At 41.8% G+C, this 22,441-nt stretch carries 23 protein-coding genes and 4 tRNA genes; 1 reads left to right on the top strand and 26 read right to left on the bottom strand.

Annotated features, from left to right (window positions below):
• Nucleotides 1-90 precede the first annotated feature (90 nt).
• From JOC36_RS02015 to JOC36_RS02075, 13 genes are all read right to left on the bottom strand, one after another.
• Nucleotides 91-876, bottom strand: a complete 786-nt coding sequence (locus JOC36_RS02015) for a metal ABC transporter permease (RefSeq protein ID WP_205144826.1) — start codon at nucleotides 874-876, stop codon at nucleotides 91-93.
• A complete protein-coding gene (locus JOC36_RS02020; RefSeq protein ID WP_205144827.1) occupies nucleotides 869-1,558 on the bottom strand; it encodes a metal ABC transporter ATP-binding protein in 690 nt (229 codons plus the stop codon). Before JOC36_RS02020 ends, JOC36_RS02015 begins: the two co-directional genes overlap by 8 nt.
• Nucleotides 1,555-2,463, bottom strand: coding sequence for a metal ABC transporter solute-binding protein, Zn/Mn family (locus JOC36_RS02025; protein WP_205144828.1), 909 nt, complete (start codon nucleotides 2,461-2,463; stop codon nucleotides 1,555-1,557). Before JOC36_RS02025 ends, JOC36_RS02020 begins: the two co-directional genes overlap by 4 nt.
• Nucleotides 2,453-2,926 carry a MarR family winged helix-turn-helix transcriptional regulator gene (locus JOC36_RS02030; protein WP_205144829.1) on the bottom strand — a complete coding sequence of 158 codons (474 nt, stop codon included), beginning with the start codon at nucleotides 2,924-2,926 and terminating at the stop codon, nucleotides 2,453-2,455. The genes JOC36_RS02025 and JOC36_RS02030 overlap by 11 nt, the downstream gene beginning before the upstream one ends.
• Nucleotides 2,927-2,993: 67 nt before the next feature.
• Nucleotides 2,994-3,431 (bottom strand): SprT family protein, encoded by a 438-nt coding sequence (locus JOC36_RS02035; protein WP_205144830.1) that lies wholly within the window; start codon nucleotides 3,429-3,431, stop codon nucleotides 2,994-2,996.
• The gene (locus JOC36_RS02040; protein ID WP_205144831.1) at nucleotides 3,424-4,224 is read right to left on the bottom strand and encodes a hypothetical protein; all 801 of its coding nucleotides are present in this window, start codon (nucleotides 4,222-4,224) and stop codon (nucleotides 3,424-3,426) included. Before JOC36_RS02040 ends, JOC36_RS02035 begins: the two co-directional genes overlap by 8 nt.
• Before the next feature lie 46 nt (nucleotides 4,225-4,270).
• Complete coding sequence (locus JOC36_RS08820) at nucleotides 4,271-5,017, bottom strand: DUF975 family protein (protein ID WP_205144832.1); 747 nt, start codon at nucleotides 5,015-5,017, stop codon at nucleotides 4,271-4,273.
• 72 nt (nucleotides 5,018-5,089) lie between these two features.
• Nucleotides 5,090-5,161 (bottom strand) — tRNA-Gln (locus JOC36_RS02050).
• A gap of 5 nt (nucleotides 5,162-5,166) precedes the next feature.
• Nucleotides 5,167-5,249: transfer RNA gene (locus tag JOC36_RS02055), tRNA-Tyr, on the bottom strand.
• Nucleotides 5,250-5,303: 54 nt separating this feature from the next.
• Nucleotides 5,304-6,857 carry an MFS transporter gene (locus JOC36_RS02060; RefSeq protein WP_205144833.1) on the bottom strand — a complete coding sequence of 518 codons (1,554 nt, stop codon included), beginning with the start codon at nucleotides 6,855-6,857 and terminating at the stop codon, nucleotides 5,304-5,306.
• Between the two features lie 97 nt (nucleotides 6,858-6,954).
• Nucleotides 6,955-7,026: transfer RNA gene (locus tag JOC36_RS02065), tRNA-Gln, on the bottom strand.
• Between the two features lie 5 nt (nucleotides 7,027-7,031).
• A tRNA-Tyr gene (locus JOC36_RS02070) sits at nucleotides 7,032-7,114 on the bottom strand.
• Between the two features lie 66 nt (nucleotides 7,115-7,180).
• On the bottom strand, nucleotides 7,181-7,999 hold the full coding sequence (locus JOC36_RS02075) for a metallophosphoesterase (RefSeq protein ID WP_205144834.1): 819 nt from the start codon (nucleotides 7,997-7,999) through the stop codon (nucleotides 7,181-7,183).
• A 144-nt stretch (nucleotides 8,000-8,143) separates the two neighbouring features.
• On the opposite strand from JOC36_RS02075, the gene JOC36_RS02080 reads away from it, so the two are divergent.
• On the top strand, nucleotides 8,144-9,646 hold the full coding sequence (locus tag JOC36_RS02080) for a peptide MFS transporter (protein WP_205144835.1): 1,503 nt from the start codon (nucleotides 8,144-8,146) through the stop codon (nucleotides 9,644-9,646).
• Nucleotides 9,647-9,670: 24 nt separating this feature from the next.
• On the opposite strand, the gene JOC36_RS02085 is transcribed toward JOC36_RS02080, so the two are convergent.
• The 13 genes from JOC36_RS02085 to JOC36_RS02145 form a co-directional block, all read right to left on the bottom strand.
• Nucleotides 9,671-10,924 (bottom strand): MDR family MFS transporter, encoded by a 1,254-nt coding sequence (locus JOC36_RS02085; RefSeq protein ID WP_205144836.1) that lies wholly within the window; start codon nucleotides 10,922-10,924, stop codon nucleotides 9,671-9,673.
• Between the two features lie 111 nt (nucleotides 10,925-11,035).
• A complete protein-coding gene (locus JOC36_RS02090) occupies nucleotides 11,036-12,166 on the bottom strand; it encodes a sensor histidine kinase (protein ID WP_205144837.1) in 1,131 nt (376 codons plus the stop codon).
• An 18-nt stretch (nucleotides 12,167-12,184) separates the two neighbouring features.
• Nucleotides 12,185-12,877 carry a response regulator transcription factor gene (locus JOC36_RS02095; RefSeq protein ID WP_205144838.1) on the bottom strand — a complete coding sequence of 231 codons (693 nt, stop codon included), beginning with the start codon at nucleotides 12,875-12,877 and terminating at the stop codon, nucleotides 12,185-12,187.
• A 46-nt stretch (nucleotides 12,878-12,923) separates the two neighbouring features.
• Entirely contained in the window at nucleotides 12,924-13,673 is a 750-nt protein-coding gene (locus tag JOC36_RS02100; protein ID WP_205144839.1) for a DUF1129 family protein, read from the bottom strand.
• Nucleotides 13,674-13,689: 16 nt separating this feature from the next.
• A complete protein-coding gene (gene ychF, locus JOC36_RS02105) occupies nucleotides 13,690-14,793 on the bottom strand; it encodes a redox-regulated ATPase YchF (protein ID WP_205144840.1) in 1,104 nt (367 codons plus the stop codon).
• 24 nt (nucleotides 14,794-14,817) lie between these two features.
• Nucleotides 14,818-15,015, bottom strand: coding sequence for a DUF951 domain-containing protein (locus JOC36_RS02110; RefSeq protein WP_205144841.1), 198 nt, complete (start codon nucleotides 15,013-15,015; stop codon nucleotides 14,818-14,820).
• Nucleotides 15,016-15,031: 16 nt separating this feature from the next.
• The gene (locus tag JOC36_RS02115; RefSeq protein WP_205144842.1) at nucleotides 15,032-15,922 is read right to left on the bottom strand and encodes a ParB/RepB/Spo0J family partition protein; all 891 of its coding nucleotides are present in this window, start codon (nucleotides 15,920-15,922) and stop codon (nucleotides 15,032-15,034) included.
• Nucleotides 15,909-16,679 carry a ParA family protein gene (locus JOC36_RS02120; protein WP_205144843.1) on the bottom strand — a complete coding sequence of 257 codons (771 nt, stop codon included), beginning with the start codon at nucleotides 16,677-16,679 and terminating at the stop codon, nucleotides 15,909-15,911. Before JOC36_RS02120 ends, JOC36_RS02115 begins: the two co-directional genes overlap by 14 nt.
• Before the next feature lie 21 nt (nucleotides 16,680-16,700).
• Nucleotides 16,701-17,420, bottom strand: coding sequence for a 16S rRNA (guanine(527)-N(7))-methyltransferase RsmG (gene rsmG, locus JOC36_RS02125; protein WP_205144844.1), 720 nt, complete (start codon nucleotides 17,418-17,420; stop codon nucleotides 16,701-16,703).
• A 107-nt stretch (nucleotides 17,421-17,527) separates the two neighbouring features.
• On the bottom strand, nucleotides 17,528-18,631 hold the full coding sequence (mutY, locus tag JOC36_RS02130; protein ID WP_205144845.1) for an A/G-specific adenine glycosylase: 1,104 nt from the start codon (nucleotides 18,629-18,631) through the stop codon (nucleotides 17,528-17,530).
• 46 nt (nucleotides 18,632-18,677) lie between these two features.
• A complete protein-coding gene (locus JOC36_RS02135; RefSeq protein ID WP_239517497.1) occupies nucleotides 18,678-19,934 on the bottom strand; it encodes a sensor histidine kinase in 1,257 nt (418 codons plus the stop codon).
• Nucleotides 19,935-19,942: 8 nt separating this feature from the next.
• On the bottom strand, nucleotides 19,943-20,638 hold the full coding sequence (locus tag JOC36_RS02140; protein ID WP_205144846.1) for a response regulator transcription factor: 696 nt from the start codon (nucleotides 20,636-20,638) through the stop codon (nucleotides 19,943-19,945).
• A 304-nt stretch (nucleotides 20,639-20,942) separates the two neighbouring features.
• The gene (locus JOC36_RS02145; protein ID WP_205144847.1) at nucleotides 20,943-22,394 is read right to left on the bottom strand and encodes an o-succinylbenzoate--CoA ligase; all 1,452 of its coding nucleotides are present in this window, start codon (nucleotides 22,392-22,394) and stop codon (nucleotides 20,943-20,945) included.
• Nucleotides 22,395-22,441: the final 47 nt, after the last annotated feature.

Consider the following 22,441-nt stretch of genomic DNA (forward strand, 5'->3'; position numbering starts at 1 on the left):
TATATCTAGTACGTCCGGTCTGACAAAAGCATATTTGTCTCCGATAACTGTGTCCGCCCCAGTGTATCATTTCAACTCTGTCATTGTCACTTATTCATCCCGATTTATTAACGAAATAAAGTAAATCCCAGCTTCAATAATAGCAATATAAAATGACACTGGTACATTCGTCCAATACGACAAAGCTAACGCTGACCAGACACCAAAAATTCCAAAGGCAATGGCTAAACCAATCATTTGCCATACGGTCCGCCCCCAGCGCATGGCAGCACTAGCAGGCAACGTAATTAAAATGAAAATCAACAAAGAACCAACGACTTGTGAGGAAATGGCCACCGTCATTGCCATCAATACTAAGAACAAAACTTCAATCAAAAGAACATGGGGCAAACTATAAATAGCCGTATTGTAGTCAAAGGCAAAGTGGCGTAATTGACGATAAAAGAACAAGCCAACCGCAAGAACAATAACGGCCAAAATCACTACCTGGAGCACATTTTGTTGGCTAATACTGAAAATTGATCCAAATAAAATTCCCGTCGCCGCACTCGCATTTTTCTGTGATAAGGCCAAAAATGCAATTCCCAGACCAATGGCCACCGCACTAACCGCTGAAATCAAAGATTCAGAACGCCCTTCACGCATGCCGAGTTCACCAATCGTTGTTGAAGCTAAAATGGTAAACATTAGCATCCCAATCAATGGTGACCAGCCCATGAAAAGTCCAAATGAAGCACCCGCAAAACCGATTTCACTCAAAGTATGGGCCAAAAATGACATATGCCGCGCAACGACAAAGACACCAATAAAGCCACTGACAATGGCAATTAGAGTTCCGACCACAAATGCATTTTGCATAAATGAATAATTAAGCATGATCTTGATTTCCAGCCTCCAATTGTGTGATATCTAAGTCTTTAACTAACCCAAATTCGCTACCCTGTGGCTTGAGCAACAAATAATCATCAGCATATTCTTGAATAATTTCCAAATCATGACTAATCATGATGATGCTTAATTGATGATGATCTCGGTAATGTCGAACCACGTCCATTAATTCGTATTTAGCTATATTATCCAAATTAGCCGTTGCCTCATCCAAAATTAAGACCCCTGGATTAACCAGTAACGCCTGCGCTAAATAAGCACGCTGACGTTCACCACCAGAGGCGCGGTCAATCCGTCGGTTAGCCATTTGCGCTAAATTAGTATCGTTCAAAATATGCTGTAACTGCGTATTTTCTTTTTGTGTGCGCCAAGGACGCATCCCTTGGTCAAAACTTAACCCCACAAACTCAGCAATTCGCAATGGAAAATCTTGGGCATCTGGACGTTCTTGTGGTACATAGCGGACGGTTGGCTTCGGCTGTGTCCACGTTAATTGACCCGTCGTCAACTTTTGTTGACCTAAAATACTACGAATTAAAGTAGTCTTACCAACTCCATTATCCCCAATTACAGCTAGCACCCTTTGGTCACGCAATTCAAAATTTACATGTTGGTAAAGCCAACGTTCACCAAATTTAATTCCAATATTTTCTCCAGTTAACACTGTCATGATTGCACCGCCTTTTGCAATTGCTTTAATTGGTCATATTGCCAATCAATATAAGTCGTATCCTTAGGCATCGTTTCAGTTACATTCACGATTGGCACCCCGGCCTGCTTCGCTTCATTTAAAGCTTGCTTAACGAGGCGACTACTTGTTTGTTTATTATTAATCACCACCACCGCTTGATGTTGCTTAACTGCTTTTTGCCAATCTGACATCGCCGTTGGTGTCGGATCATTACCATCATCAATGGCTTGCGCAAAAGCCGGATCAAGCATTTTAACGCCTAGTCCAGACAACTGATGGTCAAATACCGGTTCCGTTGTTAAAACCCCTTTACCGGCTAACTCAGCTTTCAATTCAGCCCGTAATGTTTCAATTTTTTGAGCCTTTCGCTGGTATGCCCGCGCATTTTTTTCAAAATATTGGCGCTGACTTGGTTCAATTCGGCTGTATGTTTGCACCAATTGATTCGTTAACCGCGTCACGACATCTGGCTCATACCAGTAATGTTCATTATCACCATCGTGATAGTCATATAAGTCTGCTAAATTAATCGCATGGGCTTGGTGGTTCGCTTTGGTAAACCGTTCACTCCAAGTGTCATAACCACCACCGTTTGAAATCGTGACCGTGGCATTTTGATATAGCTTAGCGGTATTAGCTGTTGGCTCAAAATCATGCGGATCAACATTTGGATCCGTCATCACACTTTTAACTTCTCCTTGCTTACCTAAAACAGCCTGAGCCATTTCACCATAACTATCTAGTGAGCTAACAACGCGTATCGGTTGATGATTAAAACTCAAGTTACGATTTTGTTTCACACCAGTAAAAATCACTAAACCAATCAAGAATAGAACAATGCCTCCTGAAATGGTTAATAAAACCGTCCGCCATTTATTCTGCATATTTTCCGCCTCCTGCTAGCGTTTGTGAGAGCACACTCAAGAAATGCTGGATAACCAGCTGTTCTTGTGGGCTAAATTGATCCATCACCGCCCGATACTCTGCTTGCGTCGCCACATGTTCACTTTCATGCTCTTGTGCGACAGCTTTCCCCGCTGGCGTTAAAGCCCAACGATTAACACGTCCATCATCAGCATCGGCCCGTACCGTCACAAAAGGTTCAGCTTCTTTTTGCAAACCTTTCATCGCCTTAGTCACTGCTGCTGGCGAAACATTTAGCGCATGTGCTAATTCTCCATTCGTTTGATCACCACATTGTAATAACAACATCAAAAGATGGCCTTGGGTTAGGGTGATTGATGGATTGGGTTGTCCCCCTAAGAGCAACTCCCGTTGATTTTCACTCATTAATAACAATTGATTTACGAAGTCATCAATTTGCTGTGCTTGATCTGCTGATGTCATGCCAAAAACTCCTTTACCGGTTAATTAACCAGTAAAGGATATCATGCTAACATTTAGTTAGTCAACATTAATCTGTAACTAAATGCAAACGTCCTTGGCATTTCCCACATACATAACGCTGCACATTTATTTTGCGCTGTCGGTATAAATCATGCCCATTCTCACATTGATAATGCCAGCGAGCCGCCTTATCTTGACTTGGCGCATAACGTAAAGCACCTGTTTTGGCTAATGCTTGTTTAAATTCAGCATCCCGATGCTGATACGGCAACCCCTGGAGATGTAAGTGATAGTGAATCAGTTCATGTTTAATGACACCTACAAGCGTATCAAAGCCAAAATCCGTCAACATACGCGGATTAATTTCTATTGCATGATTTGAAAGTAAATAGCGTCCCCCAGTTGTCCGCAACCGATGATTAAAATACGCCTGGTGTTTAAAAGGACGTTGAAAGGCTTCATTTGAAATTTTTTCAACTAATGTCTGGAGTTCTTGATCAGTCATCTGTTACCACCTTATCAGGTAAATCAATCTTTTTGCGGTGTTGCTGAGGCATCCCGTTTGTAAAATCAGCATCCATATCAATCCAACGTCCGGTTTCCAATAAAGTCAGAAAATGCTGCTCAAAGAAACGCGCAAAATAATTTAACAAGCTCATGCCCAAAGCTGTCACCACGACTTTATGTTGTCGGACTTGAATAAGCTGATGCTGGGCAAGTTGCTTAAGCGCGACTGTTTCATCGGTCGCAATTGGTTGATTGGCCCCTTTTAACCAATAAAGCCCATTTTGCTGAACCACTTTAAATTGTGCCTGTTGGTCTGCAATCATGCGCAAATAACCATACATTGCTAGCGTAAAAACTTGATAACGTTGGTTACTAAGATACCGTCGGATAAAATGAACCAACGCTTTACCACCTGAAAAATATCCGGTCCAAAGCGTATTGGCATCACTAGCATGTGGCGTCACCACTAATGTATTAAACATTGGTCGCTTTGGATGTACAAAGGCCAATACCAACCGATTATTAGCATCTAACACTGTACTACGAACCGCCATATCTGCCTGAGTAATTTTTTCAATATTTTGTTCAATAAAGTGCACCCAAACTTGGCGTTGCACGTATTCTTGATGTTGCGCAAATGGAATTCTAATTTGTTGATCAGGATCTTTTAATTCGATTTTTTGAGCAATTGGCGCCGTTAAATCTAGCAAATCTGTTTCGGCCGCCCTGCCAGCATCTCCATCCCGGCCAACTCGTAAACGGGGCGTTGTTTCGTATCGCTTCTTTTGCATCTTTTTTTCCTCAAATAAAAAACCGATGTTCCCACCGGTTTAAATACTAAGATAAACTCTTTTCAAATTCATCACTTCGGGCAATGAAGAATTCAGCCATCGTCGATTGATAATATGGCACAACATACAAGCTAGCTAAGCCTTCCGTTACACTAACTAAGAACCACCAACCAATAAAGCTAATATTCAACCATAAAAGCTGCATCCGATAGCCCCGCATGAGATTTGCCGAGGCGCGTAGATAAGCTGTAACTGATTTAATTTCACGCTGATTTTGCACATCTGAAGCATAAAGGAAAGGAGCCAATGCAAAACTCAAAGCAAAATAAATTCCTGGAATGATGAAAAAGAAGAAGCCAACCAGCATGATTAGATATCGGACTGCCATTAATACAACAACATCTTTTAGATTACGCCATTTAAAGAAACGTAAGCTTTGACGAACTGGCTTTGGTGGCCGGGTATTAAGTTGGCGCCAAAGCACAAAAGTCCAACTAGCGCCAATGGCCAAAATACCGCTGATAATGCCATCAACTAAATTACTGCCAACCAGCCCAAGCGCATAATTTTGCAATTTATTCATAAACACAGCTGAAGCAGCCGAGTTACCATTTAACACTTCAAATGATGACCGCATCAAATCATTATATTGGGGACTAATTGAATTAATTAAACTGAAAATTAGTTGCCAAGCAATCAAGCCAATACTCAATGACAACGCGGTTTGAAATGAAGCCACATCCCCGATTACGTGCTGTCGCGCGGCTTTTTTAATATCATGATTATTCTTCACGGCGATCCTCCTCTGTGCAATAAGCGCTTAAAATAAAAGGCCGGCAAGCGTAATCGCTCACCGACCTTTTTACTGGGATAGCTGGATTCGAACCAGCGATACACGGTACCAAAAACCGATGCCTTACCACTTGGCCATATCCCAATCAATGGGGGCTATAGGATTCGAACCTATGAACCCGAAGGAATGGATTTACAGTCCACCGCGTTTAACCAGACTTCGCTAAACCCCCATAACCAACTTTTATATAATAACAAGTTGGCTCAATTTTTGCAATAGTATTTTTTTAATTTTTGTTAGAATCGCGCATCAATGTTCCGGCCACAATCGCACCAATCGCACCAATCAAAGCTGCTACGCAGAAAGTTGCCACCATACTATGACTAAAGGCATGCATAATCATATTTTGCAACGCCCCAACCTGTGGCAAACTAGCTAAGCGATCACTAAAGGCAATATTATGCCCCGCAAAGGCCCCGGCCTGGTTGAAAGCATGTTGTAAGCTTGCTGACAAACCATTAGGCAAATGCAAACCAGCCCAATGTGAATTAACATAATCTTCATAGTGGTTAGCTTGCGTTAAGCCAAGCATAACGATACCAACGGTCACACCGAATTGACGGAAGACATTCATAATGCCGGAAGCCATTCCAGTTTCAGAAGGTTCAATTCCCTCTAAACCTGCACTATTAATCAATGGGTTAACCATCGCATTTGAAATTCCAACTAATAACAAACCTGGTACTAATTGACCGAAACTTAAGTCTGGGCTAATAAATAAGGCTAATAGGAGATAACCGACAACCCCTAAGCCCAAAAATCCAGCAATCATCCAGCGTTTTGAGTAACGATTTCCGAGACGACCCGTAATCGGTCCAAGGATCAAGGCCCAAATTGACATGACTAATTGATGAACACCGGTACTAAAGGCTGAATAACCCATGTAATTTTGCATCATGGTCGTCAAATAGGCATTAATCGCATAAATTCCAGCTCCAAGAGCAAAAGCAACGAAAATGGCACCTACCAGGTTAGCATGTTTAAATAATTTCAAATTCATCATCGGATGGCTTTGTTTTAATTCGACCAAAATGAAAGCAAGCAACAATACGACTCCAGCTACTAACCAAGTCCATACTCGTGCATCTGACCATGCCCATGCATAATGATGCTCCTTTTCAATCAAACCATAAACTAAGGTAAACAAGGCTGCACCGGATAATGCCATTCCTAAGAGATCCAAACGTTGGCCCTTACCATAGCTAGGCGTTTCTTTAACATACTTCCATGATAAATAGAAAGCAATCAAGCCAACTGGTACGTTGACGTAAAAAATCGATGGCCAGCCAAATGTTTCAACCAAAAAGCCACCAACGAGGGGGCCTGAAGCCGTTGATAATCCAATCACCGATCCTAAAATCCCCATCCCAGTTCCGCGAGAAGGGCCATCAAAATTAGATGCTACTAAAGCCATTGATAGTGAATTTAAGCCAGCCCCACCAATCGCTTGAAAGGCACGTCCAATCACTAAGACTGGCAAGCTCGTTGCCATTCCATTAACCGCTGAGGCCACAACAAATATCACCATACTGATTAGGAAAATTTTCTTACGGCCGTACATGTCTCCTAATTTAGAGACAATCAACAAAATAGAAGCAAATACAATCGTATAAGCATTTAATACCCATTGTAAGTTACTAAATGTCGTATTAAAGTCCTTCGCCATTGTTGGCAATGCGACATTAACCACGGTCACGTCTAATAGGGCCATAAATACCCCCATCGACATGGCTGCTAACGCAATCCATTTATGATTATTACCATCTTTTAGCGTTTGCATATTCTTATTTCTCCATTTCTTTAAAATTCAGTTGTGGGCAAGGTACTTTTTTAATCACAAAAAAAGGTAAGTACCATGGGTACTTACCTTTTGAAAACTGGGATAGCTGGATTCGAACCAGCGATACACGGTACCAAAAACCGATGCCTTACCACTTGGCCATATCCCAATCAATGGGGGCTATAGGATTCGAACCTATGAACCCGAAGGAATGGATTTACAGTCCACCGCGTTTAACCAGACTTCGCTAAACCCCCATAATCGATTTACAATAACTATTGCGCCTCAACAGATTAATAATATACAGGATATTTGCTTAAACGTCAACCATTTAAATCCAAAATTTTCAAACGAAGTTCCCAAGTGCTTAAAAAATCTGGGGTTAACCAGTCATTCCGGCGCCCAATCCCAACACTCACATTCATAAAATCAGCCTGCCCATAGTGCCGAACGGGTGCATGCATGTGCGCATGACCAAAAACCACTGCCTTCACCGCTGGATAGCTCGCTAACAATTGACCAGTTTTAGGTGACCCCATCATTGCATTTACTAATTGGCGTGGTTGATTCACATTGGGCAATAAATCATCACCAACTGGCACAAAATGCGTCATCACCAACATTTGCTTTTGAGCTTGCGTCCCGGCTTGTAACAATTGCTGTAACTGTTGATAAGAACGTTCGTAACGAATCTGATCCGAGTCATGTTGATCAATAACCCGATCATAGAAACGACCCCGATGAAATTCTGCAGCCGTTTCTGCTGGCAATGCTGGCGCAAAACCATAATCATACCAACCATTTAAACCAATAATACGCCAATTAGTTTCGGGTAAATCAACATAGCGATTGTGCAGATAATTGGGATGTTGAAAATTTTCAAGTTCATTTTCGGTCACATGCCGGCCCATATCATGATTCCCGGCCACAAAATAGACTCTAACTTTAGACAATTGGGCCTGCAAATCCTCAACAAATTGCACCGTCTTAGTAAAATCATTAAACAAATCGCCAACGATTAAATACACGTCAACGTCGGCTTGACTTAAAAATTGGGCCTGATGCGCCAGAACATCTGCAATATCTTGGCGATTTATATCTAAATGATTATCACTACTTATCGCTACCCGCACCATCACCATTCGGCCCCCTGTAAATATTAATACTTTAACGTAACACTTTTTACTTGAGCTTTCTACTTTTTTGCTATAAAATTGTGGAATGTATAATTCTAAGCGAAAAGTACATATTTTATAAATTTTAATAGTTTGGAGAGGTCTCTATTCATGGATTCTGCTGATAAAACGGCCAGTGCCGCTGACGAAAAACGCAATACTGCGTTCTTCGGTCAGCCACGTGGTCTGCGGACGCTATTCATGACCGAAATGTGGGAGCGTTTTAGCTTCTACGGTATGAAGGCGATCCTATTGTTCTATATGTGGTACCTAATCGCCGGGGGACAGCTAAATGTTAGCCGACCTACGGCTGCCTCAATTATGGCGATTTACGTATCAATGGTTTACCTAGCTGGAGCGCTAGGTGGCTTCATGGCCGACCGTGTTCTTGGTGAGCGTCGCACTGTCTTTTGGGGTGGTGTGCTTATCATGTTAGGACATATCGTCCTTGCTCTTCCAGGTGCTACAGCAGCCTTGTTTGGAGCGATGGCCCTATTGGTCCTAGGAACTGGTTTGCTAAAGCCAAACGTTTCTTCAATGGTTGGTTCCCTTTATGGGGCTGATGATCCACGCCGTGACTCAGGATTTTCTATTTTTGTTTTTGGAATTAATCTTGGTTCATTCTTAGCGCCAATCTTAGTTGGTTGGACGCAGAAAAGTTTTGGGTTCCACGCTGGATTTTCACTTGCGGCCATCGGAATGTTATTTGGACTAATCCAATTCCATTTTGGTCAAAAAGACTTATCTGAAGAAACTTTGTATGCTCCAGATCCACTACAACGTGAAGAAATCCGTCCTTTGGTCTTCAAGACCATTTTTGGAATTGTTGCATTAGCACTTGTCATTGTATTAATGAACTTAATGGGCTGGAATAGCATCAATGATTACATCAACTTGTTGACGGTAGTCGCTGTCTTGCTTCCAATTTCTTATTTCTTCATTATGACGACCAGTCCTAAAGTGACATCTTTGGAACGTTCACGAGTATTTGCTTATATTCCATTGTTCTTAGCCGCCGTTTTGTTCTGGGCGATTGAAGAACAAGGATCAATTGTTTTGGCTACATTCGCGGCTGATCGTGTTAACTATGCGGACTTACCAAATTGGTTATCATGGTTTAAGCCAGCCATGTTCCAATCAATGAACCCATTCTTCATCATGTTGTACACACCATTCTTCGCTTGGCTATGGACAGCATGGGGTAAGAAGCAACCATCTGCACCAATGAAGTTCTCAGTTGGTTTGATGTTTGCCGGTGTTTCATTCCTATTGATGGCCATCCCCGGTCACTTATGGGGAACTGCCGTTAAGGTTTCACCACTTTGGTTAATTGGCTCATGGGCCCTTGTCATTATTGGTGAAATGCTCATCTCACCAGTTGGCCTATCAGTTACGACAAAGTTAGCGCCACATGCCTTCATGTCACAAATGATGTCAATGTGGTTCCTATCTTCTTCTGCTGGTTCAGCCTTGAATGCCCAATTAGTACGTCTATACAATCCAGCTAACGAAGTAGCTTACTTCGCCATCTTTGGAATCTGTTCAGTACTACTTGGTGTGGTATTAGTCTTATTAGTACCAAAAATTAACAAATTAATGTCCGGAGTTCGTTAACTTAAGACATAAAAAAACAGCTAATCACGATTCGTGGTTAGCTGTTTTTTCGTTATCAAATGGTGCCGGCATAGCTGCAGCTCGTGCGACCAAAATAATTGAAGCAAAGACAATTACCATTAATAGCATGGCAATTCCAATATTGTTCACAATCGCTGACAATGATACAAATCCGCTCGCAAAAACCGCCCCAATTGGTTTTGTTACGGAGAACACACCCGAGTACGCGCCAATCCGGTCTGGATCCATCATATCCGCACGTAAGGTTTGGCTGGCTGGTACCCCAATCATTTCGCCAGTGGTAAAAATAATAGTCATAACAATCAAGGGCCAGAAATCCTGCAACAAGAAAGAAGCCGCGAAACCACCACCTTGTAGTAAGACCCCAATGGCAAAAGCAGGCACTAAGCGCCACTTTTCTGTCCGCCGCGTTACCCAGCCCATCACGAGCACAATCATAATCGTATTCAGAATCAACATGATTGATAGCATCCGTTGTCCATAGATATCAGCCCCAAACAAGGTATAACTATGGAAACTTTGCGACAAATGCGCCGCTAGGTAATAGTCTGGTTGTAAATAAACAATCGATGCCAATACCGATGCCAAGGCAAAGGTTAAATAACGATGATCCTTTAAGACCTCCCAATACCCTTTCAACGCACTCACAATTGAGGTCGTTTGTTCCATATGGGCTGCGCGATCCAGTGTCTCTGACATTCCAAAACGCACAATCGCATAGTTAATAATTGGAACAATCGTCATAAATATCAATAATTCAAACAAATAGTCACGGAAGAACCATCCCCCAATGGCCGCCCCCAACATGACTCCGATGTTTAAAATCCAATAAATCAACGCAAAAACAAAGCGTCGATTCTTCGGTGTCGATGAATCAATCATCATCGCTTGTTCAGCTGGATCGGCTAAAGAAGACCCAACCATTGCTAATAGAAAGCCGACAAACGTTAAATATGGATTGACATAGTGTGGCAAATTATTAGCCATCGCTAAGCCATACCCGATAAACATCGCAATTTGCCCATATTCAATCGTGCGTTTTCGACCAATCACATCGGAAATGTGTCCACCATATAGGCCAAATATCAATCCGGCAATTGATACAACCATGAGCAGAATCCCGGTCCAAAATGATCCAAAATGCTGAACATAGTAAATTGTCATATTGGGGCCAACTGAACTACCAACTAAAACAGTTAAGAAAACCGTTAAAGCTCGTAATTTCAAGTTACGATCCAGGTCCATAAATTCTCGCATTTCCCCCTCCTTTACTTACTTAATGTTAAAGACGTTATTCACAGTATAACCGAATAAAATAAAATTACTAGGTATCCGCTAAAAAAGCATGAATCCAACGATTCATGCTTTTTAATATTCATTTGGTTGCAATGGTAAGGTGATGATAAAGCTAGTTAATTCATCATCCGACACAACCTTAACTTCACCACCATGTGCTTCTACAACGCTGCTAACAATGGCCAAGCCCAAGCCTGTACCACCAGTACCCGTATTACGTGAGCCTTCGACCCGATAAAAGCGATCAAACAAACGATCGATTGATTTAGCTGGAATAGGTTCCCCATTATTGGTTACGCGCACCTCAACTAAATTACGTTCCGGCATCATCTTAGCTGACAAACGAATGAAGGTTGCACCTTTACCATACTTCAACGCATTACTAATTAAATTCATGAAGACCCGCGCTAATTGATCAGGATCTCCCATCATTTCAATACTGTCAGGCTTAGTAACCGCAGAAATCACGACCTCTTTTTGTTTAGCTTCTAATTCGTATGAAGCTGATAATTGTTGCAAAAGCGCTGCTAAATCGAGCGGTGCCCAATGTAACTTGAAGTCAACTTGTTTGACTTGTGTGTAGTCAAATAAATCTTCAACCAATGACTTCATTTGTTGCGCTTTACTAAACGCAGTCGAAGCATAATGTTTGGTTTCTTCGGGCGTCAATTCTTGAGGTTGTTCGTTTACAATCAACCCTAAATAACCCAGAATCGACGTCAACGGCGTCCTTAAATCATGGGACACGTTCGTTATCATCTCATCCTTAGAACGCTCAATATCACGTTCTTCTTCCATCGCATTTTGTGCCGCCTCATACAGATCGTCGACACTTTGAGCCAACGGCTTCAAACGATAACCCATATGTTTGGTCACTAATGCTTGTGTTTCGTCCTCTTTTTTAGCGTGCTTATCTTTTAAACGAGCCTCAAGTGCATTCACTGATTGGGTCAAGTTGGTTAATTGCATTTGAGTGTAAAAATAACGTACCGATACTAACCAAAACAAGCCAAACAGAATTAATAAGCCAAACGCCCAAACTGGCTGTTCACGGAAAAAAGCAGACCAAAGCTGTTGATCAACCACCTGATGGCGGATTAATTGCAATACCGCGGCACTACCTAGATAAGCAAGCACAAAAAATAGGGCCGAAACGACACTTTTGATTGCTAACACTAGCCATTCTAAAGTATTTTGTTTCATCCCTAATTCCTTTAATTATTATAAGACTTCAATCTTGTAACCAACGCCCCAAACAGTTTGGACCACTTGGTTACCACCAGTTGCTTCTTCCAGCTTATCCCGCAAGTGCGAAACGTGAACCATCACGGTTTTAGCTGAAACAACTGACTCTTGTTGCCAGACACGTTCGAAAATATCATCCGCGCTGAAGACCCGATTTGGATGTGATGCTAATAGATACAAAATACCAAATTCCAAGGCGGTTAAATTCACTTCAACCCCATCGGCGGTCTTAACTTCATGGCTATCCTTATTAATTGTCAAAGCACCAATGTCCAAAATTTCTGGCGCTTCTTGTTGCAAGCCATTATTTTGTGAGCGACGCAAAAGCGCACGAACACGAGCCATGACTTCCAAAGGATTGAATGGCTTGGTGACATAATCATCAGCCCCTTGAATCAAACCTTGAATTTTATCCATTGCACCTGACTTGGCTGACAACATCAAAATTGGAATTGAATTATCCTTACGAATTTCTTTGACAACTTCTGTCCCATCCATCTCAGGCATCATGATATCTAAAATCACTAACCCAACATCCGGATTTGTGCGCAACTTTTTCAAGGCATCTTTACCATTATCAGCTGAAATGGGCTCATAGCCTTCGTTCTTCACGTATATTTCAAGCAATTCTGAAATTTCATGATCATCATCAACAATCAAAATTTTCATCGTGTGCCTCCTCTTTATCCTTGTGCACCTGCATTAGGTTAGTTGCTTACTTGCGTTTTGCAGCATTGTTGCTGGTACCACCCATGAAGCCACCTTGCATGCCAGTACGACGACGCCACCATTGGAAGCCAAGAAAGGCTAGTCCAGCTAATACTAAGTAAACCCAGCCTGGTAGGATTGGATTAAACTTCAATGGAATCAAGCCAAATAACATATAAAGCAAGAACCATGTTCCAAAGATTAATAGTGATCCAATAATTCGCATCACTAAGCTCATTCGTTGGCCAGCTGCATTAGGTGCCATCAACATAGTCCAAGCAGCGAACAATACCCCACCACTAAGTGACGTCAAAACTAAGGCAGTCAGACCTAATGATCCTAATTCACCACTACCACTAAGTGATTTTGAACTAAACATTAACATGATTCCAAACATCAAGCTAAACATCATAAAGAAGACGAAAGTATTATCAATGGCAATATTCCAAAAACCATTGGCCGCATAATTCACAGTTTCTTTACCAGTTTCCACATTATGGTGGACTTCATGCCCTAAGGCTTGGTTAGGCGTGCCATAGAGTTGTTTAGCTGTTTGGCCAGACTTTTGAGCATGCAACAATTCAGTTTCAATTTCAGCTACTAGACCCGCCGCAATTTGTTCTTCAGTCGCCAAACTCTGCACTTGCCACATAAAGTCTTGGTTACGCTTTGATAGCCCACTTTGCGCCAATTCTTCGTGCGTCTTTAACTTAGGCGCTGTTTGGGCTGCTTGGGTTTCATTCTTTTCTTCAGTCATTATTTCAATCTCTCCACTATACGTTAAATAGGAATTCCATAATGTCGCCATCTTGAACGACATATTCTTTACCTTCAGAACGGCGCTTACCAGCTTCCTTGACCGCCTTCATTGAACCATATTGGTCCAAATCATCATAGGCAACCGTTTCAGCACGGATAAAGCCACGTTCGAAGTCGGAATGAATGACACCAGCTGCTTGTGGCGCTTTCATACCAGCCTTAAAAGTCCAAGCCCGGGTTTCCTTACCACCAGCAGTAAAGAACGTCCGCAAGTCCAACAAATGATAAGCCGTCCGAATCAAACGATTCAAACCTGGTTCCGTGATACCTTGCAATTCCATGAATTCTTGCTTATCTTCATCATCCATTTCAGCAATTTCTTCTTCTGCTCGCGCTGAAATTCCGATAACTTGAGCATGATCCTTTTCAGCATAATCAGCGACTTGTTGATAATATTCACTAGCCGTTGGGTCAGCCATATCATCTTCCGCCACATTCGCCACATAAAGCACTGGCTTAGCCGTTAATAGGAACAAACCTTTAACAATTTCTTCTTCTTCTTCGTTCCAATCAATTGAACGTGCGGGCTTACCAGCTTCCAATGCTGGCTTAAGCTTTTCAAGCACATCATATTCCGCAATGGCTTGCTTATCCTTAGATGTTTTAGCCATCTTTTCAACCTTAGCAAAACGCTTATCAACCGCTTCTAAATCAGCCAAAATCAATTCAGTATTAATCGTTTCAATATCGGCAATCGGGTCAACCACTCCAGTAACGTGGGTAATATCATCATCATCGAAAGCCCGCACAACATGCACAATGGCATTTACTTGACGAATATTTTCCAAGAACTTGTTTCCAAGCCCTTCACCTTGTGAAGCGCCCTTAACAATTCCCGCAATGTCAGTAAATTCAAATGTCGTTGGTACGACTTTGTCCGCCGGTACCAATTCTTGAATTCGATCTAAACGAGCATCTGGCACTTCGACCATGCCAACGTTTGGTTCGATTGTGGCAAAGGGGTAGTTCGCCATTTCAGCGCCAGCCTTTGTGATTGCGTTAAATAAAGTTGACTTACCAACGTTAGGTAGTCCAACAATCCCTGCTGTTAAAGCCATGTTAGTTATCCTCTCTCATTTCCATTAATTTTCTTCGTCTGTATCAGCGTGTTTCAAAACTTTTTTAAAACGCTTATCAAAATCATGTCGGGGCATGGTCACTTGATGCTGACAACCCTGGCAAACCAGTTTCATATCAGCACCAATTCGAACAATCTCCCATTCATTGGCACCACATGGATGCCCTTTACGCATCTGAACAATATCATGTAAATCGTACATTATCCTGCTCCTTCAATTAATCCATTGAAATATCAAGCACTTCAAGAATTCGATTTAAATCGTCATCAGACAAATAAGAAATTTCAATTTTTCCAGCCCCATTCCGGTTCCGTGTCATATTAACCTTCGTCCCAAACTTGTCTTCCAAGACATGCTGGGCTTCTTCCAAATAAGCAGATTGTGGCTTTGGTGTTTCAACTGTTTGCGCTTGTTCATTAAGTTGGTTCACTAACTGTTCAACTTGTCGCACCGTCATACCTTCGCGCACAACTCTCTTCGCTACTGGAACAATCCGGCGCTTATTATGCAAACCTAACAAAGTACGTGCTTGTCCCATTGAAAGCGAACCGTCATTGACCATTGTTTTAACTTCATCTGGCAAATTCAATAGTCGCAACAAATTGGCAACCGCTGAACGCGCCTTTCCTAGGCGCTTAGCAACTTGATCTTGCGTCAAGTTCATCGCCGTCATCATTTGCTTATAAGCTTCAGCTTCTTCTAACGGAGTCAAATCCTCACGTTGCAAATTTTCAAGAATCGAAGCTTGTAGCATCTGGTCATCATCTAATTTACGAACAATCGCTGGCACTTCAGTCAATCCGGCTAATTGACTCGCACGCCAACGCCGCTCACCAGCCAGAATTTCATATTGTTGCCCATCTTTAGGGGCATGCCGCACGATAATTGGTTGCAAAACCCCGTTTTCTTTGATTGAGGCAGCTAAATCATTTAAAGCTGCTTCATCAAAAATTCGCCGTGGTTGATAGGGGTTTGCTACAATCGCTGTGACTTCAATGTCGCGAACCGTATCGTCTTTGGCCACACTTGTATCGACGCCTTGATCAGCAAACAAAGCTCCTAATCCGCCGCCATCGCCTAAAACAGACTTTTTCTTACTTTTCACCATGCGCAGCTAAAACCTCCTTTGCCAAATCTAAATAGACCTCAGCTCCACGTGATTTAGCATCATAATCAATAATTGGCAAACCATGTGATGGTGCTTCTGATAAGCGAATATTTCTTGGAATGGTTGTTTGGTAAACTTCGCTACCAAAATAATCGCGAACACTTTCAACGACTTCATTGGCTAGATTCGTTCGTGTATCAACCATCGTCAATAAAACGCCTTCGATTTCCAAATCAGGATTAAAATGTTGCTTAACCAATTGCATATTATTCATCAATTGGCCCAATCCTTCCAAGGCATAATATTCAGCTTGGACAGGAATTAAAATCGAATCCGCAGCTGAGAAGGTGTTAATGGTTACCAATCCTAACGAAGGTGGATTATCTATTAAAATATAGTCATATTGATCACGCACTTGGTCTACAGCTTGCTTCAATCGTAATTCACGAGCCATGACTGGAGCTAATTCAAGTTCAGCCCCAGCTAATCGAATTGTCGCCGGTACAATATCCATGTCGGGATGTGCCGTAGGTAAAATTGCCTCTTCAATTGGCATTTCACTCACTAATACGTCATAAACATCTCGTTCAATTGTTGATTTATGGATCCCTGACCCTGACGTCGCATTTCCTTGTGCGTCTGTATCAATCAGCAAAACTTTCTTGCCCAGAGTCGCCAATGACGCCCCGAGATTTACTGTGGTAGTTGTTTTACCAACACCACCTTTTTGATTTGCTAGTGCAATAACATGTCCCATCAGATCATCCTTTCTCCTTAATTATAACGGCTTGCGAACTGGGTCGCCTGGTTTACGTGGATACTTCTTTGGTGTTGGCTTAACCTTTTGAACCACAATAATCGTTCGTGGATCACCATTAGGTAAGGTCACATCGACTTCTTGTTTCACTTCACCACCCAAAGTTTGCAAAGCAGGTTTTGCTTGCGCTAATTCATCTTCAGCTTGACTACCTTTCATTGCTAAGAGCACGCCTTGCTCTTTAACAAAAGGCAACGTTAATTCACCTAACACATTTAAACGTGCAAGCGCCCGAGCAGTTGCTACATCATATTGCTCACGTTCGGGGCTCTTTTTACCCCCGAATTCTTCAGCACGCGCATGGACCACCCGAACACCATCCAACTGTAATTCAGCGACCAATTCCTGTAAAAAATTAATCCGCTTATTCAATGAATCAATAATCGTCACTTTCAATTGTGGAAAGACAATTTTTAAAGGTAACGATGGAAAGCCAGCCCCAGCTCCCACATCAATCATTGATAAAGGTTCTGTTTGCAACTTAGGATAAGCAAACGCTAACGTCAATGAATCATAAAAGTGCTTCAAAAAAACTTCATCATGATCCGTAATCGCCGTTAAATTCATGTACTCATTGACGGCCACTAAACGCTCATAATATGTATTAAATTGTTCTAGTTGGTGGTCATCTAAGGCCACCCCATTTTCACGTAAAGCCGCCGCAAATTCTTCTGAGTTCATCTAATTTCTCCATAGTGATTCCAATATTAAAAGAATAGCGCAAAATGCCTTTGTTATCAACACTTACAATCACGTAAAACAAAATTGTTTCATGTGAAACACTCTGCTTAGTCTAAAGCGCGCCATATTTTTTCTTGTATTTTAGGCTGTGGATCTTTAACCGTATCCTGCATCGTGCGCCATATCCCTTTTCGTAAAGGCTGTGGTGCATCCATTTCCCCTGCAAAAACTGTCACTGCCCATTTTTGATGTGTATAAACATGCGTAATTGGCTTCAATGGCATCTTTTCTAAATGCGCTTTCACGCCATAATCTTGAAACAATCTTTTCTCTAGGGCTCGCTCTAGTTCAGCATCTGTCCATTCAATATCTGGGTCATTCATAAAATCATCTATCTTAAATAAGGGGAAAGTCCAGAAATTAGCCAACAGTCCATCTTGAGGCCGCTGTTCCCAAACAACTTGTTGCCCAGATTTCAAATAAATTGCCGCATACGCCATTTTTTGAGCTGGTTTAGCTTTAGATTTTACCGGATATAGATCTGTTACCCCATCTTGATAAGCTGCATCAAATGCTTTCACAGGTGAATGCGCTGGATCACTATTTTTAGCACGCATATATGATGAACCCAAATCCATAATCGCTTGATTAAAATCACCTGGTCGTTCCGGATCAATTAATTGATTTCCCAAGTCAAAGAATTCTTTACGTGTTGCTGGCGCAGCAATATCGGAATCAATTTCAAATAGGCGCGCAAAAACACGAAAGGCATTCCCATCAATCGCCGCCACTGGTTCATTGAAAGCAATGCTGGCAATGGCGGCCGCCGTATACGGTCCAACCCCCTTTAGTTTCTGCAGAGTTCGCATCGTCGTTGGCCATTGTCCAGCATAATCATTCACAATTTGTTGCGCCGCCTTTTGCATATTGCGCACCCGTGAATAATAGCCAAGACCTTCCCACGCTTTTAGAATGTCTGCTTCTGGAGCGGCAGCTAGATCTGCCACGGTTGGAAACATATCCATAAAACGTTCAAAATATGGTATCACTGTATTCACTTGTGTTTGTTGTAACATAATTTCAGATACCCAAACACGGTACGGATTATGATCTTGACGCCAAGGTAAGTCATTACGTCCAGCTTCGTCATACCAGCTTAAAAGCGTTTGGCGAAAATCATGAATTTTTTCATCATCCCACATTTCAATCATTGAAAAGCTCCCTTTTTTAATCAATAAAAAAGTAGCGTTTTTCGCGCTACTTTTCTTTAGTACCATTTCTTGTTTTAGCAATTTTAGGTAACACTATATTAAACGTTGTTCCATGTGGAACAGTATCAGTCACCTGGATTGTTCCGTGATGACCTTGCACAATCCACTTAGCAATCGATAAGCCTAAGCCATGGCCCCCCGTCGAACGAGAACGTGCTTTATCAACACGATAAAAACGATCAAACAAATGCTTCTTTTGTTCATCAGTAACGCCTCCTCCAGTATCAGAAACCGAAAGGCGAATGGAATTGTTTTTGGGCTCTGCTTTGACTGTCACGACACTATCTGGTCCAGCATATTTTTGAGCATTGTCGACTAAGATAACTAATAATTGGCGCATCCGTTGGGCATCCCCATACATTGGTAGGTGTTCAGGTACATCAATCACTAATTGTTGTTGCTTCTCATCAGCACTAAATTTATAGATATCGCCAACTTCACGGGCCAAATCTGCTAAATCAAAATCGTCAAATTTGAACATTGGTACATCAGCATCCGATTGTGCCAGCGTCAGCATATCACCAACCAATGCATTCAAATGACGAACTTCAGTTAAAGCCCCTGCCACATTTTCTACTTGATCCATGACTGTATCTTGCGGATGTTCAAGCATCCGTTCCAAATCGCTTTGAATCACCGTCATTGGTGTCTTAAATTCATGCGCAGCGTCGGCTACGAAGCGCCGTTGCTGTTTCCATGAGCGCATAATTGGACGCATATTTGAACGCGTCAATGCCATCGCCATTAGTAACAACGCAATTTCAGATAAACCAAAAATCCACAATAAGTGTCTAGAGACGCGTTCAAGAATTTCATGTTCATTGGTAACGTCCAAGTAAGCTAACTTATCCCCTTGGCGTTCAAAAAAGAACCACTTCCCATTAAACTGTTTCAACACGACTTTGCTTTGCGACTTAAGCTCCAACACCTTTGCTAGCGTTGGCGTATAATCCAAAATTGGTGCTGGCTCAACACGATCGCGCGGATCAGCTGGTGGCGTAAAACTTTGTGCCACACGTTGCTCAGCCGGATCATACATAATTTGCCGAAACTGACTCACAGCAAAAATACTAATCAGTGCAAACACGATCGTAAACCCCAAGACCATTAGGATTGTCATTTTTTCTTGTTGGGTTAACGATTCACGAATCCGCTGGAGTGGCTTTGGTAATTTTAATTTTTCATAGTTAGGCGCTTGATACGGTGCATAGGCCGTTTCATGCGCCTGATTCTTTTTACCCATGCTATATTCTAGTCCTCATCAACAGGAGATAACGTGTATCCGACATTCCGGAGCGTCTTGATTGTCACGGATGCATTCGCTTGTCGTAGATTTTTACGTAAGTTACTCATATAAACTTCCACAACGGTTAATGATGTATCTGAATCAAAGCCCCAGAGGCGATCAAAGATTTGATCTTTAGTAACGATTTGGCCGACATGTTGCATCAAATAAACCAACAGACCAAATTCACGCCCTTGCAAATTAACTTCTTTGCCATCAATCAACACTTTATGTTGGTCAACATACACTTGAATATTACCAACCTCTAAAGCACCATCTTGCCCCAAAACACCAGTATGGCGCAACAAAGTCTTTAAACGAGCTAGTAGCTCTTCCTTATAAAATGGTTTTGTAATGTATTCATCAGCCCCCAGGTCAAAGCCTTGCATCTTATCGGCTAACTCACCTTTGGCCGTTAACATCAAGATTGGCAAATTAGGAAATTCTTCCTTGGCCTTCTTCAAGATTGAAAAGCCATCTTCACCCGGTAACATGACGTCCAAAATGACCGCATCATAAACCCCTGATTGAATTTCAAAAAGTCCTTCATCTCCATCATGAACTTGCGTAACTTCACCAAGTTCACTAATCGTGTCACGCACAGTATCATTTAATGCATAATCATCTTCGACAACTAATAACTTAATTGTATTTCCTGCCATCACTAGCCTCGTTTCCTACTTCGTTTATTTCATTATTTTAATTTAAATTTGAATATGGTTACTTTAGCCTACCGCCACTAGCTTTATCCAGGCTTTAAAAAAAATGCGTTGATTATGAAAATAATCAACGCATCCGGACTGTAATAGTTACCTATTACAGACACTGCTGTATTTAACAGACCGTGTCGCCCTTGTTTCCTTTACAAGGGCGACACGATTTGTTGTATTTCTACATTATTCAAATCGTATCACCCCCTTTCCTAGAATACTTACATTATAACATCATCTAAATGAATCGCAAAAATTAATCTAATTCGGATAGTTGTGATAACTGCTGCCTTAACTGGAAACGCTGAATCTTACCACTAGCGGTTTTAGGCCAATCATCAACTAACTGGTAAAAATGTCGTGGCACCTTGTAATGCGCAATCTGTGACCGTCCGTACGCTTGCAGCTCTGCAGCAGAAATATGCTGATAATCAGCCAACTCTACGATTGCCACTGGTTGCTGTCCCCAGCGTTCATCCGGTACTCCTACAACCGCAATTTCCTTCACTGCAGGCAACTCTCGATAAACAGCTTCAACTTCATCGGGAAAAATGTTCTCCCCACCGGATGAAATCATGTCACCTTCTCGACCAGCTAAAAACAAAAACTGCTCATCATCAAGATAGCCCATATCGCCAGTATCAAACCAACCATCATCAAAACTATCTTCATATTTTTGTGCTTGATTTAAATAGCCAACCGTTAAAGTTGGTGATTTAACCTGAACCCGGCCAATCCCATGTTCATCTGGATTTTTAATTTTTAGTTCAACCGGAAACAATGGTTTACCAACTGACCCGACTTTACGTTTTGCATCTTTGGGATCCAAAGCAATAATTTGTGAGGCCGTCTCAGTCATTCCATATGATTGAACAATATTTACACCAGCTGCCTGGGCTTGCTTCAAGGTTTTTAAATCGGTCGGCCCGCCTCCCAATAGCATCGTTTTAAAATGAACTGGATACCGTTCGCCTGTGGATAATTGGGCTAATAATTCCTTTAACATCGTTGGGACAACTGAAATCGTTGTCACCATTCCTTGCATTAGACAGGCGTGAATTTTAGGAGCATCAAAACGCTCAAATAAATAAACTGGAATACCATAAATCAACGAACGCATCATAATCGATAAGCCACTGATATGAAAAATCGGTACGGTTGCCAACCAACTATCATCCGCACTCAACCCTAAATTCAACATTGAACCAATCGCCGAATAAAAGTGATTACCAAAGGTTTGCTGAACACCCTTAGGTTTTCCAGTGGTTCCTGACGTGTACATAATCGTTGTCACAGCATCTAAATCAAAATTATCAATTGGTACAACCGCTTGATGTCCCGCTGATAAAATTTCAGAAAAAGTAATCGTGGTTACATCTGACAATACTTGTGATGCATTATCATCCATAAGCACTTGCGAAACCCGGGCATCTTGTAACTGATAGGCCAGTTCAACTGACGATAAACGGTTATTTAACAAAACCACTTGGCGCCCTAATTGTTGTAAAGCCAAAATCAATTCATAGCCTACCTTACTATTATTGGTTAACAAGCCAACCCGTGGATTATCATCTAAGACCATCGCTAATTGCTCTGCTAGACTTAGCACTTCTGTTTGTAATTCCTCAAAAGTTAAACGCTGGTCATCAACTACAAGTGCCGTTTGTTGTGGACTTAAATCAACCCGTTTGGTCAACCAATTTTGCATCGCCGCTTAACCTCCTCTTTTTGAACATAAAAAGCTCCAAATCATCA

This window comes from Weissella uvarum, assembly GCF_016908785.1.
Classification (GTDB): domain Bacteria; phylum Bacillota; class Bacilli; order Lactobacillales; family Lactobacillaceae; genus Weissella; species Weissella uvarum.

Bases quoted from the DNA above. Each gene is read 5' to 3' on its own strand.
- JOC36_RS02085 (WP_205144836.1), bottom strand. From the start codon at position 10,924: ATGCGAGAATTTATGGACCTGGATCGTAACTTGAAATTACGAGCTTTA.
- JOC36_RS02060 (WP_205144833.1), bottom strand. From the start codon at position 6,857: ATGCAAACGCTAAAAGATGGTAATAATCATAAATGGATTGCGTTAGCA.
- rsmG (WP_205144844.1), bottom strand. From the start codon at position 17,420: ATGAACTCAGAAGAATTTGCGGCGGCTTTACGTGAAAATGGGGTGGCC.
- JOC36_RS02095 (WP_205144838.1), bottom strand. From the start codon at position 12,877: ATGAAAATTTTGATTGTTGATGATGATCATGAAATTTCAGAATTGCTT.
- JOC36_RS02120 (WP_205144843.1), bottom strand. From the start codon at position 16,679: ATGGGACATGTTATTGCACTAGCAAATCAAAAAGGTGGTGTTGGTAAA.
- JOC36_RS02100 (WP_205144839.1), bottom strand. From the start codon at position 13,673: ATGACTGAAGAAAAGAATGAAACCCAAGCAGCCCAAACAGCGCCTAAG.
- JOC36_RS02025 (WP_205144828.1), bottom strand. From the start codon at position 2,463: ATGCAGAATAAATGGCGGACGGTTTTATTAACCATTTCAGGAGGCATT.
- JOC36_RS02015 (WP_205144826.1), bottom strand. From the start codon at position 876: ATGCTTAATTATTCATTTATGCAAAATGCATTTGTGGTCGGAACTCTA.
- JOC36_RS02140 (WP_205144846.1), bottom strand. From the start codon at position 20,638: ATGGCAGGAAATACAATTAAGTTATTAGTTGTCGAAGATGATTATGCA.
- JOC36_RS02080 (WP_205144835.1), top strand. From the start codon at position 8,144: ATGGATTCTGCTGATAAAACGGCCAGTGCCGCTGACGAAAAACGCAAT.
- JOC36_RS02090 (WP_205144837.1), bottom strand. From the start codon at position 12,166: ATGAAACAAAATACTTTAGAATGGCTAGTGTTAGCAATCAAAAGTGTC.
- mutY (WP_205144845.1), bottom strand. From the start codon at position 18,631: ATGATTGAAATGTGGGATGATGAAAAAATTCATGATTTTCGCCAAACG.
- JOC36_RS02135 (WP_239517497.1), bottom strand. From the start codon at position 19,934: ATGGGTAAAAAGAATCAGGCGCATGAAACGGCCTATGCACCGTATCAA.
- JOC36_RS02020 (WP_205144827.1), bottom strand. From the start codon at position 1,558: ATGACAGTGTTAACTGGAGAAAATATTGGAATTAAATTTGGTGAACGT.
- JOC36_RS02040 (WP_205144831.1), bottom strand. From the start codon at position 4,224: ATGCAAAAGAAGCGATACGAAACAACGCCCCGTTTACGAGTTGGCCGG.
- JOC36_RS02075 (WP_205144834.1), bottom strand. From the start codon at position 7,999: ATGGTGATGGTGCGGGTAGCGATAAGTAGTGATAATCATTTAGATATA.
- JOC36_RS02030 (WP_205144829.1), bottom strand. From the start codon at position 2,926: ATGACATCAGCAGATCAAGCACAGCAAATTGATGACTTCGTAAATCAA.
- JOC36_RS02145 (WP_205144847.1), bottom strand. From the start codon at position 22,394: ATGCAAAATTGGTTGACCAAACGGGTTGATTTAAGTCCACAACAAACG.
- ychF (WP_205144840.1), bottom strand. From the start codon at position 14,793: ATGGCTTTAACAGCAGGGATTGTTGGACTACCTAACGTTGGTAAGTCA.
- JOC36_RS02110 (WP_205144841.1), bottom strand. From the start codon at position 15,015: ATGTACGATTTACATGATATTGTTCAGATGCGTAAAGGGCATCCATGT.
- JOC36_RS02115 (WP_205144842.1), bottom strand. From the start codon at position 15,922: ATGGTGAAAAGTAAGAAAAAGTCTGTTTTAGGCGATGGCGGCGGATTA.
- JOC36_RS02035 (WP_205144830.1), bottom strand. From the start codon at position 3,431: ATGACTGATCAAGAACTCCAGACATTAGTTGAAAAAATTTCAAATGAA.